The 13,923-nt window shown below is 41.3% G+C and carries 11 protein-coding genes and 1 pseudogene; 4 read left to right on the top strand and 8 right to left on the bottom strand.

Annotation, left to right across the window (positions count from 1 at the left end):
• Window positions 1–7 precede the first annotated feature (7 nt).
• The 6 genes from BARVI_RS02525 to BARVI_RS02500 all read right to left on the bottom strand — a co-directional run bounded on the left by BARVI_RS02525 (window position 8) and on the right by BARVI_RS02500 (window position 7,584).
• Window positions 8–3,301 carry a helicase-related protein gene (locus BARVI_RS02525; RefSeq protein ID WP_025277719.1) on the bottom strand — a complete coding sequence of 1,098 codons (3,294 nt, stop codon included), beginning with the start codon at window positions 3,299–3,301 and terminating at the stop codon, window positions 8–10.
• Between the two features lie 264 nt (window positions 3,302–3,565).
• Window positions 3,566–4,768, bottom strand: a complete 1,203-nt coding sequence (locus tag BARVI_RS02520; protein WP_025277718.1) for a site-specific integrase — start codon at window positions 4,766–4,768, stop codon at window positions 3,566–3,568.
• Between the two features lie 4 nt (window positions 4,769–4,772).
• On the bottom strand, window positions 4,773–5,540 hold the full coding sequence (locus BARVI_RS02515) for a hypothetical protein (RefSeq protein ID WP_025277717.1): 768 nt from the start codon (window positions 5,538–5,540) through the stop codon (window positions 4,773–4,775).
• 49 nt (window positions 5,541–5,589) lie between these two features.
• Window positions 5,590–6,519, bottom strand: a complete 930-nt coding sequence (locus BARVI_RS02510) for a relaxase/mobilization nuclease domain-containing protein (protein ID WP_025277716.1) — start codon at window positions 6,517–6,519, stop codon at window positions 5,590–5,592.
• Entirely contained in the window at window positions 6,516–6,890 is a 375-nt protein-coding gene (locus BARVI_RS02505; protein WP_025277715.1) for a plasmid mobilization protein, read from the bottom strand. The genes BARVI_RS02510 and BARVI_RS02505 overlap by 4 nt, the downstream gene beginning before the upstream one ends.
• Window positions 6,891–7,119: 229 nt before the next feature.
• On the bottom strand, window positions 7,120–7,584 hold the full coding sequence (locus BARVI_RS02500; protein WP_025277714.1) for a DUF3408 domain-containing protein: 465 nt from the start codon (window positions 7,582–7,584) through the stop codon (window positions 7,120–7,122).
• A gap of 451 nt (window positions 7,585–8,035) precedes the next feature.
• Here BARVI_RS02500 and BARVI_RS02495 point away from each other — a divergent pair, with 451 nt between their 5' ends.
• Together BARVI_RS02495 and BARVI_RS02490 are read left to right on the top strand one after the other, a co-directional pair.
• Window positions 8,036–8,347, top strand: a complete 312-nt coding sequence (locus BARVI_RS02495) for a helix-turn-helix domain-containing protein (protein ID WP_025277713.1) — start codon at window positions 8,036–8,038, stop codon at window positions 8,345–8,347.
• Window positions 8,348–8,388: 41 nt separating this feature from the next.
• Entirely contained in the window at window positions 8,389–8,697 is a 309-nt protein-coding gene (locus tag BARVI_RS02490) for a helix-turn-helix domain-containing protein (RefSeq protein ID WP_025277712.1), read from the top strand.
• A 729-nt stretch (window positions 8,698–9,426) separates the two neighbouring features.
• Here BARVI_RS02490 and BARVI_RS02485 read toward each other — a convergent pair.
• Window positions 9,427–9,819: a hypothetical protein gene (locus BARVI_RS02485; protein ID WP_025277711.1), complete on the bottom strand. Its 393-nt coding sequence runs from the start codon at window positions 9,817–9,819 to the stop codon at window positions 9,427–9,429.
• 284 nt (window positions 9,820–10,103) lie between these two features.
• Here BARVI_RS02485 and BARVI_RS02480 point away from each other — a divergent pair, with 284 nt between their 5' ends.
• Both BARVI_RS02480 and BARVI_RS02475 read left to right on the top strand, forming a co-directional pair.
• Complete coding sequence (locus tag BARVI_RS02480) at window positions 10,104–11,009, top strand: IS982 family transposase (RefSeq protein WP_025277710.1); 906 nt, start codon at window positions 10,104–10,106, stop codon at window positions 11,007–11,009.
• 91 nt (window positions 11,010–11,100) lie between these two features.
• The gene (locus BARVI_RS02475; RefSeq protein ID WP_025277709.1) at window positions 11,101–12,951 is read left to right on the top strand and encodes a phosphorylase family protein; all 1,851 of its coding nucleotides are present in this window, start codon (window positions 11,101–11,103) and stop codon (window positions 12,949–12,951) included.
• A gap of 471 nt (window positions 12,952–13,422) precedes the next feature.
• Here BARVI_RS02475 and BARVI_RS13695 read toward each other — a convergent pair.
• Window positions 13,423–13,899 (bottom strand): annotated as a pseudogene (locus BARVI_RS13695) (transposase); the annotation flags it as partial.
• Window positions 13,900–13,923: the final 24 nt, after the last annotated feature.

The raw sequence follows: 13,923 nt of genomic DNA, 5'->3' as shown, positions 1-13,923 counted from the left end.
AAAATATTTACTTAAATGATTCTGATATAATGATTTGAGGATTAGAAATATCTTGGGCATCATGGCGTTGTTCTTTGTCCATCGTCTGATACTCTCCAAGTAATTCCGATATTTTGTTTTGCAAGCTATATTCGTCCTGCTTCATTTTAGAGCGGTCGTTTTTGTACTCTCGTGATAAAGCCTTCAGATAGCGGGGAAGTTGGGCATATATACCTTCATTGATGTATCCCATCAGTACATCGCATTTCGATTTCAGCTCACAGTCAGTTGTTATTTGCTTAATGGTCCGCAGGAATTTACTAGCTTCAAGCGAAGTCTTGTCAAGGTCTGTGCGATTGATAGATGATGTATCTGCAGCCTCTACATAATCGGTTGTATATTGAGCCAATGCACTATTGACATGCTTGTAGTGTTGTTTCTCATTAGTAAATTGTGATGGTTGTTCTTCGGGCCTTGCTTTGAGATACTTTACTGCTTCTAGGAAGTCAATAATTTCAATACCAGTTTGAGTAGCCAGATAAAACTCGGTCTTGACATTGGAAGAAACAAAGATGACTGACTTTCCACAATGCTTTCCCGTATCACGCATTACTCTGCTCTTCATTGGCAAAGCCTTGATCTTGTGATATAGTTTACGGTCTCTGTTATAGAGCTCACGCACTTCACGCAATAGGGCAATTTTCTTATCGATACTGTCCTTTACATTGTTGTCAAACATTTGGAACTCCTTTACAATTTCTTCCTTTGAGTAGATTTGAGCATCTTCGCCAAATGCAGAGTGAAAACCCTGTAATTTAACAAGAGCGTTTTTATAGAGTTGAATTTCCTTGTCGCCCTGTTGCGATGGGTAGAACATATAGTTATAGATATTCGTAGCAACAGAACCGATACGGTTTACACGACCTATACGCTGCATTAAACGTGTGGCATTCCAAGGCGAATCGTAATTGACAATTACATTGGAACGATGCAAGTTCACACCTTCGGCCAATACATCAGAAGTAATAATGATGTTGTACCTCATTGAATTACTGTCAAAATTGGCATCGAAATTCTCTTTGATAGTCTGTCCCAAACGGTTGCGGTTGCTTGCTGTTACCATCAAAACATCTGTGCGACCTATCTCTTTTGTCAATCTATCATATAAGTAATTCAATGTATCGACACTTTCAGAGAACAACACCAATTTGCCAGATGGATTGATGGTCGTATCAAAAAAGACATTAGTAAGGTTTTCTCGGAACTTGTCAAACTTCGGATCATCATTCTCTTTCGCCCAATCTGCATTGAGTTGCTCCAATATCTCACGATCATGATGGAGCATTTCAAGAAAATCAGAACTAAAAGCATTGGCTGGAAAGAGAATATCTTCAGTTGCATATCCTTTTGCAATGGCATACTCGATAATTTCATCAAGTTCCATATTCTTTGCTTGCAGGTCTTTCACCTTCAAATCGGGGGCGATGATCACCTTGTCCTCATCGAACATCTTAATCATATCAGTTGTAATACGAAGAAGTGTTCGAAGCGACTTCTTGAAAGCATAGAAACTACTCTCCAATCTCTTTACCATATGAACACGGTAAATGGCAGCCAATGTCTGACCAATATGTACAGCATTCTTATACTTGCTACGATATTCAGGTTTCAAAAACTCAACAGCACGATAGCGGGCATAGGTCAGTCCCTTGCCTTCTGGATTTTCATCCGTTTTTCCATCAGTCAATTGCTTAAGCGTCTCATAGAAGCGGTTGCTTGTATCTGAGCCCATTACATACTCCAATTCATTCGGTGGCAGAATATTTGGGAATATGATACTCTGTGATTTAATATCTGCCTTATAATCGGGATCGTTGAGTATATTGTTGCGTGTACGGCGTACTGTTACCTTATCAATAACCTTACTACGTATCTGCTCATAGATTTTATCCACCTCAGCAGTAACATCACGCTGGTCACGCTCTCGCATCAATCTCTTATATTCATAGATAAGCGGAGCAAAGAAACCTTTGAGGTTGGGAACTCCGTCAATGGTACAGTTTTGGCTATTTTGGAACAATAGTAACTGATTCTGTAAATCATCAGGGCGGTTGTTGAGCGGTGTAGCAGAAAGAAGCATTACCTTCTTTTGAGTGCTTTTCAGCAAGCCAATATTCAGGCAGGGGGATTTGCATATCTTTTGCAACTCATCATATTTGCCAGAACTATCGCTACGGAAACCATGGGCTTCATCGACAATGATTAAATCAAATTCCTCTTTGTCCTTGTAATTGTCTTTACTTTCAAGAACCTTTGACAGACTGCCATTAGTAATGAATTGAGTTTTCTTGTATATTCCGAAAAGTTTGAATGTATTTCGCCAGTTATCTTCCAATGCCGGGGGATATACAACGAGGATATTGGTATTTTTACCGTTAGCCTCTACAAAACGTTTGGCTATCATCGTTGCAATCATAGTCTTTCCTAACCCCACAACATCAGCAAGGAACAAACCATTATGCTGCATCAGCATCTGATACCCCTGAATAACGGCATCTTTCTGATATTTCAAATCCTTGACACCATCGGGTAACTGAATGGAAAAGTCATCTTCCACTTGGTCACCAAATGTATCAATAAGTACTTTGATGTATAGTTCGTATGGAGTAGGCTGATAGCCCAAGTATGTATTTTTTTTGTACTCTTCAATATCTTTTGCTGTCAATGGAACAGCCTCGTTCCATAAAGTCCAAAATTCATCTGAGCAATACTTTACATCATCAAAGTCCTTCATTGCCACATTGAGTTCATACTGTGGCGGCTGTTTGATCCCCAAACCCGAATCAGAGATATTGGAAGAACCCATTATTACCCAACCGTCGCTATTCTCGCTATGGTTTTGTGGCAGGCATAAGTAGAATTTAGCGTGCAGATTTCTGGTTGCATGAATACGCATTTGCAAACGTCCGGAAACAAGGTCTTCACACATCTGCAATATGCCTTCCTCTACTTCGGGTGAGTATTGAGCGTTTACAATATCCTCCTTGAAACCGTTGTGATAGATTTCTTTTGCTTTTTCTTCATCAACAAGCATCAAAAGAGCCTTGTTATGCTTTCGGAAAATATCATCAATATTGATACCTACCAATATCTTGATTTCTGATATATCACCTAATTCTTTACGCAACTTGAAATATCCAGATGAACGAAAGAAGCCTACAACAGCTAAAAAGCGTTCAAATGTTACCATCTCTGCCGCAATACCTTTCAACTTATCAAAAAGAGTATTACCCGGTATATTATTAAAAAACTTTGTACTCATAATTTTATATTTAATACAAAGCCCCTCCAAACAAAATACAATACATGAATTTATTCTCTCTTAGACAGAGGGAGATTTCAGGCTATAAGGCTGATTTGCTGATGAATTACATGTAGGATTGCTAAACTGCAGTTGAAATTCAATGACTTCCGGATGAAAATCCAACGACCGGAATTGCAGGATTTTCAATAAAATGTATAACTTTGCGCAAGAGTGAGTCCCTCTGTCTAAGAAATGAATGCTTTTGCTAAACGTTCTCCAATCCTACAGACCTTTCAAAATTTGTGCGTTGGCTTTGTCTACTACGGAGTTATCCAATAAGGCCAGATAAATTTGTGTAGTCGCCTCGGAATCATGTCCCATTCCTTCACTGATGACAGAAATAGGAATGTTTTTGCCTTTGGCCGCGCTTGCCCATGAATGACGGGCACAGTACATGCTTAGAGGAACGGATATATCGGCCAATCTGGCTATTTCTTTCAGGTTCCGGTTTATTCCGGACATGACACTCCTGTAATGCTTGTGCGTATCCTTAAAAGGATATTTCAATACCGGCAAAATATAAGGACTGAGGCTGTCTTCCGGGTATTTGCCGACAATCTCCTGCATACATTTTTCCCACCTGACAACCAGCTGCTGCCCGGTCTTTCGTCTGCGATACGATAAGAAGCCGTTCTGAAGATCTTTCTTTTTTAAGTGAGCCATATCTATGAACGACATGCCACGGGTATAGAAGCTGAACAGGAACATGTCCCTTGCAAATTCCAGATTAGGCTGTAAGGACAAGTCCAGACTCTTCATACGCTTGATGGCAGATAAAGGAACGGCACGCTTGACGGTCTTGTCCACTCCCGTATAGACATGCCTGAAGGGATTGCGCTGTTCCATCAGTTCCTTTTCCAAGGCACGATTATATACTGCCCGAAGAATACGCATATAGAATGAACTGGTATTCCGCACGGCACCTTTTCCATGAAGATAGGCTTCATAAAGCTGCATCAAATCCGAATCGATTTCAGACAACAGAATATCCCTGTCTCCTCTGAACTGCATAAAACTTTTCAGAGTACAGGAATAATTTTCAGCCGTACGTATCTTGCCCATCTGTTTGAGACGGGCTATGATGCCTTGCATGAAGTTGAAAAGCGACTGTCCCTCTTTATTGCTTTGAAAAGAAGCGACAATATCATCTGCCGTATATCCGGCTTTCCGGTTATCCAGTTGGCGGATAATCATATCCAGCCGTTTCAGGTCCCATTCCATGCGTTCCTGCAAGGAAAGGAGCAGATTGCTTCGTCTCGAACTGCCGACAATGATACAGCTTCCAGCTTCGTTCCATTCATCCGTAAATATCCGGTAATCCGTCTTTAACTGACGGATTACACGGTTCTGGATAATCTGATAATAGATGGTACCTTCCTTTCCCTCTATGGTGGAAGGTCTGAATTTCACTTTTACACTGGCCATGGGCTTACTTTTTAGGTTCGTCCGTAATAGACCTGTCCTTGATGGACTTCGCCTTGCTGTCCAGTTCTCTCGCGGCCTGTTCCTTCAGCCGTGCCTGCTCGGTCAGGGTGGCCTGTCTCCGTACCGCTTCCTCGTAGGCTTCCACGTCCTCACGCATCTGTCCGATCCGTTCGTTATCCCGGTTCGGTCCAAAAAGGTTCTCAAGTTCCACAAGTTGCTCGGGGGTAGCCTCTCCTTTCATCTTGACATAACGGTACTTCAGATCATTATCTGATTGTGCGTTATCTGTTCTCGCCGAAAAATAGAGCGCCACGGACAGGGCCATGATTGTCGCGAACATCACGGAAAAACTCCCAATGATGTACGGGGATTCCAAGCTCAGACTGAAATGATGGTTGATGTTGCTTGTCTTAACGGCATTCTTCCTGATTGTGTCATTGGTCTCACAAAACAGGATTTTCACTTTCTCCTGGTTCTGCCGCTGTTCATTATGTATTTCCGACAAGACCTGCCCAAGTCTTTCCTGTGACGAGTTTTTCCTATCCATGGAAACCATATCGTTCTTGATGGCGGCAAGGCCTTCGTACACGCGAGCCAACAATTTGCAAAATGTCTCATGACCTTTCCGGACTTCATTCAGCACAGACTCATCCTGTTTATTATTAACTGTCGGGCTGTTGCCTTCCGGCAAGGGAACGGACAACCCGTTGATTTTGTTCTCGATTCTTTCCAGGCATCCGAAGATGCTCTCGATATATTCTTCCAATTTCATATTCCTGCAATTTTAATGTTCATGAATAATTTGAATGGGAAAGGACGGACTACAATCCGAAACCTTTCCTTTTTTGTCTCTTCTTCCGGCGTCTGCGCAAAAGTTCTTCCTGAGGCAACGACTCTTCGGGAGCGGTGCCGTTTGTAGGACTGAACAGTCCCGGTCCCGTACTTTCGAGAAGATGACCTTCGTCCGGTATCCTTTGCTGCACCTTATGTTCGGATTCCTGTTGGGATTCAGAAGTCTTCCAACCCAGTCGGGCATTCAGTCTGGCAAAGCTGAACTCCCGGCTGATCTGTGAAGCCTTGAAGGTCTGCCCGTCCTTGGTGAACCGGATTCCCTGTATGTCCTCCGGCTTTTTTATCTCCCTGGTACGCTTTACAAATTCCAGCCTGATGCCCCGGCGAAGCAGATAATCGTTGAACTCTTTCCATGTTCCGGAGCGCTTCAAAGCCGCCTTGACGGCATTGAAGATTTCGTATTTCACACGCTCCGAGGTATGAAGTTTCTCCACGTTAGTCTTGCCCTTGTCCTCGGCATACGTCAGCCCGTACTTGTCCTTAAGCAGTTTCGTGGTGATTTCATTACGCTTGTAATCGCTTTGGGAAGAGATTACTTTGCCGTCATATCCGATGCGGTTATAGACCAGGTGGCAGTGCGGATTGTCTGTGTTATGGTGTCTTACCAGAATAAACTGAGTGTTTTTTATCCCCATCAGCTCCATGTATTCCCGGGCTATTTTAGCCATAAACTCATCCGTCAGCAATGCCTTGTCCTCCGGCTTGAAGCTCAATGCGATGTGCCCGACAGGCTGTTTTATCTTCGGATTAAGCTCACACTGGTAGTTGAAACTGGCCGTTATTTCCCGGATATTTCCCAGCAATACACCATCTGAGTCAATGATTTCCGCGTTGTCCTTGCCCATCACGTAGCGGATACAGCCGCCGAAGGATTTTCCTTTCTTGATCTTGCCAATCATGACGGCCTCCTTTCTCCGTGCCTGTACCGGACAATAATCTCCTTGAGCTTCTGCAGGAGTTCTGTCACCGTCTTTTGGGTACGGTGGAATCCGGCCTGATGGGACAGACGGGTCAGCTGGTTCAGGTTGTTCGCCATACCCGTAAGACTGCGTATGACGGCAGTCTCCTCGGCAGAGTGCCTGGCCGTTATCGTCGTCTCAAAGGCTGATGTGCGGAGAAATTCCGCCAGCGTGAGGTTAGCCTGTCTGCTGCGTCGGCACAACCGTTCATAGTCTATCTTGGAGAATTTCACTGTAACGGCTTTGCTGAGTTTGCACACTCCGCTTACTCTGGGGCGTCCCCTCGGCCTGTTTTTCTTTCTGTCATTCATATTTTCTCTGTTTGATTTTTGATAGTTCTTTTTCTCATAATCTGCGACCACCGGGAGCGGATTGCCTCCACTCTTCGGGAGTGGAGCGAGGTTTTTCGGGATGCCCGAAAGATAACCTCGCTAACTCCCAAAACTGAAGTTTTGTCCGTTACTCCCTCCGGTCGGCTACTGACTGTCTGAATACTGTACTGACTGGAGTCAGTAAGCAAATCAGTCATTCCTGAAAATGTCACAGCTTTCTCCACTGCTCGAAGTCTTCCGAGTAGATTTCAAGATGCTGCCTGGCGATGTTTTCAAGCAGTCCGGAAACGCTCATTTTGCGTCCTCCCAACCTGCGGACAAACTCGTCCAGCCTGTCACGTACCTCGCCGCTAACAAACACGGGCTTGCGGTCTTCAATTCTCGGAACCTGAAGAAAGGTTTTCCGGTATTCGTCCAGAGAAAGCTTCCTCTGCCTGCAGCTTATACGACGCTGAGACGTTGGAACTGCTTCCTCTTTTCCTGTTGACGTTTGCAGGTTCTCGGATGTGGAGTCGGTCTGTTCTACCGTTCCTTCTGACTTCTCTTTCCCGGTATCATTCAAGGATGCTTCTATGGCAGTTTCAATGCTGCCATCTGACGGGAGTATGAGTGACATGTCCGTACCTGTCATAGCCTCCCATTCTTCTTTGGTCAATTTCTTTTTTGTTACCATACATTTTTTGATTTTAATCGGTTTACTCACTGGTCTCGGTGCGCACCTTGACTCATTGTCGTGAGCAAAGGAAATGTGTATAGTGAACAGAATCAAGCAAATGGAGATACCGTGGCAATTATGTAACCTCGTGCACTATACCGATTGGGCGGTCGGTGCTGCCTGCCGTGATTTGCCGGGGTGATTTCTACATACCGGATTGTTCAAGCAAATTCTGTTTATGAAGAAGGCTCATTGTATGCAGTTGATATGTAACATGATGTCATTCCGGGCAACGCATCGTCACCGGTCTGAGAATCCATTGCAGTGTGATTTCTACTGCTTTTATTTGCAGTGGGAACAGAGAAAACAGCCGAGAATAGGACGATGATACATGATGGAATATCGGCTGTAAAAGACCTGTTCTGTTCCGGATTTTTGAATATATGTTTAACTGAAAATAAAGAAGACAATGGAAATCATCAGCTTTGAAAAAAGGACTTTCGAGGAGATTGCCGCCAAGCTGGATCGGTTCGTGCAGCGGGTGGAAAGTCTGTGCCGTGAACACGGTGGAAAAGAAACAAGTGAATGGATGGACAATCACGAGGTCTGCCGCAGGTTGCGTATCAGTCCGAGAACCCTGCAGACCTTGAGGGATAACGGGACGCTGGCCTTTACAAAAATCGGAAACCGGACTTATTATCGTCCTGACGATGTAGAGCGTGTGGTCGGAAATGTGGAGGAGAAACGTAAGGAAGCCCGCTGGAAAGGCAAGACCATTTGAACGAGTTTCAAGAATAATGTATAACCCAATATCAAACGCGTATGAGTAATGAAATCAGAGAAAAGGACCATGAGTGGGTAAAGGCATTCCACTCGAATTTCGACAGACTGCTGGCCCTTCTCGAAAAGTTGTTGGAGAAACGGCAACCGTCTGCCTATGGCGATGAACTGCTGACGGACAAGGAAGTGGCATTCCTGCTGAAAGTGAGCCGGAGAACCTTGCAGGACTACCGCAACAACGGTATTCTGCCTTACACACAGGTAGGCGGCAAGATTCTCTACCGGGCTTCCGACATAGAAAAGACTCTGATGAAAGGGTACAAGGAGGCGTACAGATACAAAAGGAGTTAATATCCCAAACGTCCCACAAAGAACACGCAAGGATTTTGATTTTTCTGGAGGGAGCGCAGTTGACCGCCTGCCCATTTTATTTGTATTTCTAAAAAAACAGCCTTCCTAAATGATAAAATAACAGCATATAGAATTGGAGTCTATTTGAACCAATCTATATGCTGTTTTATCTTTTTTCTTTTTCTTCTGACTTTTCCGTCAGTCGCTTGTTTCCGCTGCCGTCGGCGTCCATTGTACAGACGTGAAAGGGAAAAGGTTTTCGGGCTGAATACGCTCTGAAAGAGGAAGATTCTGCCCGAAACGGCAAAGCCGCCAGACCTTTTCGCTTTCAATAGAGTCTGTACTAACTTCTATGGACGGCAGAGGGAACGGGCGACTGATAAAAATAAAATATTAATAACGAACATATTCCAATATAATTGCTTTATTCTGGAAACAGAATCCAGATATAATATAACATCCTGTTTCCATTTACACAAAATATTTTATAGTGCCTGAAATTTACAAGTGATCGATGTATTTTGTGCTCTATTTGAGTAATATTTTTAGTTCATTATTGATATATTCATCCCCTTTTGCGGAGTATAATTTTATCAGAGACGAAGACCAGTTGGACCTTCGTATTGTTCTTAAACTTCTGTACTACTTCATCCGTCATCTATCTTAGACTTGTCCACCGTATACGTGGCGGTTTCAACATCGATAACGATTCTCGCTTATTTGTCATTGTCATTCCTGACGATTATTATGATAGCTGTTGGCGTATTCTGGAGGAAGGTTCGTAACCAGTGGCTTCCAATTCGCCATAGTCAGGAAGAAGTTTCTGTTTGAATTCCAATCTTCCATTTCTGCCATACCAATGACAGTTTCTATGCGGACAATGAGCCGCAGAATATTGCACGCATGAAAGGAACTTACCATGTAGGCATAGCGGATGATGAATCCATGAAGATGGATATATTGAAAAAGGGTGTAAGTACAAATTAGGACGCCACCTTCTCTGCTGTTCGGGATAGCTGAGACCATCACACCTTTATGAATGAGGTGATTGGCGAATTTGATGGTACCGCCGTAGTCGGGAAACTCCTCGCTCGAAGAAAGCGTCTTACATTTTGGTGACATAGCCGTGTATCATACGATATCATATCGTACTAAACATGCTTCCTGGAAAATGATTAATTCCTTACATACCATGTCCAAAGGCCATCTTGGGGATAGTATCACGGATAAGCAACTAATTGGATTTGTCTGAAATATGAGTTTTTTTAATAAGAGTATAATCTGTTAGTTAATAATTAACGTGAGTTCGATATAAAGATTGAAATTATCAGTTTGAAAATTAGGAACATAGCGATAAAAGCATTAAATTTATAGTGCTCAATTATAACATTTAAGCGACTACCACTATGTTCTCAGAGGCTAAAGTTACGGAGATTTTTTGTATGGCGGATGATTTTTGCAAGGAATTTGCCAAAACACAGGAAAAATATATGGTTGAAGACAAGAATCATAAGCATCGGAATAAGCCGAACCGGATGAGTGATGCGGAAATCATGGTCATCCTAGTCCTGTTCCACTCGGGAGGCTTCAGATGTTTCAAGCATTACTACAAAGAATATGTATGCAAACATCTGACGCATCTCTTTCCCAGACGTGTGTCCTATAACCGTTTTGTAGAACTGGAAAAGGAAGTCCTGCTGCAGCTGACCATTTTCATCAAGGAAGTCCTGTTGGGTACTTGTACCGGTATCAGCTTTGTGGATTCCACACCGCTGCGTGTATGCCGAAACCAACGCATATTGATTCACAAGACTTTTAAGGGTCTCGCCGAACGTGGAAAATGCTCCATGGGATGGTTCTTCGGGTTTAAGCTTCACCTGATCATCAACGATAAGGGTGAAATTCTCAATTTCATGTTTACTCCGGGAAATGTGGATGACCGTGAACCGCTGAAACAGACAAAGTTCCTGAAGAACATCAAGGGCAAACTGTGTGCGGACAAGGGGTATATCGGGCAAACCTTGTTCGAGAACCTATTTCTTAACGGCATACAGTTGATAACCAAAGTGAAGAACAACATGAAGAACTCCCTGATGAGCATAGCGGACAAAATCCTGCTGAGAAAACGTGCTTTGATTGAAACAGTCAATGACGAGTTAAAGAACATCGCCCAGATTGAACACTCCAGACACCGTTCCTTCAATAACTTTATTGCCAACTCGCTCTCTGCCATAGCTGCATACTGCTTCTTTGAAAAGAAGCCCGCCATTGACGTACGTTTTGTCAAAGACGGACAACTCACGATGTTTTAATTTATATCGAACTCACGTTAATTATTTTTCGTATCTTTGTGAGGACTTCTGATTAATATATAGTATAATACGATACAAAATAATATCTCATATGAAGCAAATATTCAACCAAGCAAAGTGGGATAAATTATGTGAACCATCTTTTAAAGAAATTGATTTTTCCCAATTAAATAGATTACCAATAAAGCCATTAATAGCATTGGCTGTAGTTAATGAAATAGAGAAAAAAGCTGTATTATCTTCATTGAAATCCATTCCAAAAACAAATAAAAAATATAAAGTCGTTTATAAAAAACAGACATATTATTTAGGTCTTTTTGGTCTTTATCCATCAGTAGTAGTACAATCTGGCATGGGTATTGATGGGCCAATGGATGCTACATTAACTATACATGAAACAATTCAAACATGGAAAATTAATGTAGTCGTAGCTATTGGAGTAGCGATGGGATTAAAACCTGGAAAACATCATTTGGGAGATGTTTTAGTCTCTCAAACAATCCTAAATTATAATAAAAATAAAGTTATCCCGAACAGTCAGATAAACAGAAGTGTTCGACCAATGTCTAGTATACCATTGTTCGACAGATTCAAGAACCGCACGAATTGGCAATATTATGACGAGAACAATCGGAAATGTAATGTTCATTTGGGACTTATCATAACTGGAGGCTCTGTGGTTGATGATCCTGAATTGGCGCTTAAATTAAGCAAAGAATATCCAGATGCAATTGGCAATGAAATGGAGGCTAGTGGCGTTTGGGCTGCATCAGAAAGAGAAGATGTACATTGGATTGTAGTTAAGGGAATTTGTGACTGGGGAATGGGAAAGACTGACGATTATCAACCTTTAGCTGCATCCGCAGCAGTATCTTTATGTAAGCAAATTTTCAAATCAAAAACAGCTCTATCTGGAATAGTAAAGAATAATAATACACCAAAATCAACTTCCAATAGAGTGAAAGTAAATTCATTGAAATTATATTATTATAGACTCGAAAACAATATAACAACACAGCAACTTGCTTTAAAAACAGGAATTTCAGAGATAAAACTCAAAAAATTGGAATCTTTTAATGCATCTGCTCTAAAATTTGATCACTCAGAATTTCCAGAATGCACTTTGAATGAAATTAGGAAAATTGAAAGGGTAATTTGTAATGGTCGCCGTATTTTGAGAATAGAAAACACTTCGAAAGATTATATGGGGTATTTGCTGTCATACTATTTCAAGGGAAAACTCAAACAAAAATATACGGGAATTAAAGCAATAGTATTTGACTTTGATGGTACATTAACAAAAAACCATGACAGATATAGTACATGGCAAAAAATATGGCTTAAACTTGGATACACTGTAAATGATTGTAATGAGTTGCATGAACGATTTTCTCAAAATGAATTCAGCCATCAAGAATGGTGTAATAAAACATGCGAGAAATTTCAAGAAAAAGGAATGACAAACAGGATATTATCTGAAGTTGCCAATGAAATATCTCTGATAGAAGGAACTATTCCGACATTAAAAAAAATGAATGATAATAATATTCATTTATTTATTGCATCAGGTTCAATACGTGATGTGATTATTAAAGTAATCGGGGAAAATAATGTCCATTTATTTGAGGAGATTAAGGCCAATAGAATGGAATTTGATAAAAATGGCCGATTAAAACGAATTATTGGCACCAAATACGATTTTGACGGGAAGCGTGATTTTGTTGAAAAAGTAGCCCAGGCACTTGATATTAATACCTGCAATATTTTATTTGTTGGAAATTCTAATAATGATCAGTTAGCATATCAATCAGGAGCTGTTACGCTCTGTGTGAATCCGGATTTAACAGATCCTCAAAATAAAAAAATATGGCATAATGCTATTTATGAGATGCAAAATCTTAATGAAATAATGTCCTACGTCGATTTGAACGAAGTATCTTAAGGTTATCTACATCCATTCACACAGAAGGTGGTCGTTACCTCTTTCATGATAGACATGCCATTTTGGTAGAATTACGATAGTCAATTAGTTCTACTTGTACAGCGGGAAACAACCCGAAATTCTGGTAGTGCAAAATAAATTGTATCACGCATTATTTTTCTCTAAAAAATTATCAGTTGGGAAGTGCTCAGCTCCAAGAGACGGGTGATTTCATCTCTTGGAGCGTAAAAATTGCAATAAATTAAATTAGTTTACAAAGTTTTTATTAGCTTGTGACACAATTAGTCAATGGGTATGGTCTACTTTTGTTACAGTATGCAGAATAAACAGTTTTTTATTGGGATTTTTACAGCCTAGTAGACGTATTTCAACTCCACGGTTCTAGAAATCTGCAGCGCACAGACACAGGAATTTATTTTCATATTTCTTAACATATACGGTTATTTATGTCCTTACCGATCAACACCTAGTAACATCATAGATCGCACGAATAACTGTGCAACCACGCCCATCCGTTACTTGTAATGGATGCATTCAACTAGATAATAGGGTCGATAGAATCAATCTTCTGGGATTTACATACTTTTATTTCTGAAATATTGCTCCGTAATAGATCTGATTGTGCCTGCTAATACACGGTTTTTGAGAATTTCTTCCAGCCAGTCCTAATTTCACAATTGCTGTTTTCCGTCGCATACAGGCCAATTATACGGTCGGCAACTCCTACTGCCAAGATAGTTTCACAATTCTTGATGAACTAGGGATCAAGACTTGAATTAACGGTCACTGAGAGTGGAAACGACTACTTCACACAATGGAAGCTGAACCTGTTTCTACATCTTCCCGTTACAACGGTTACACATCTGATATTTTCTGTCAGGTGAGCATCCATTTCACCTTCCAGAACTGCATCTATATACTTTCTAATAGGGGCGCGAAATCACCCTCTATATCTAAAAAAGAGAGTGTAAA

Source organism: Barnesiella viscericola DSM 18177 (genome assembly GCF_000512915.1).
GTDB lineage: Bacteria > Bacteroidota > Bacteroidia > Bacteroidales > Barnesiellaceae > Barnesiella > Barnesiella viscericola.
Note: the sequence above shows the minus strand (reverse complement) of the source record. Positions and strands in the feature narration are given on the sequence as shown.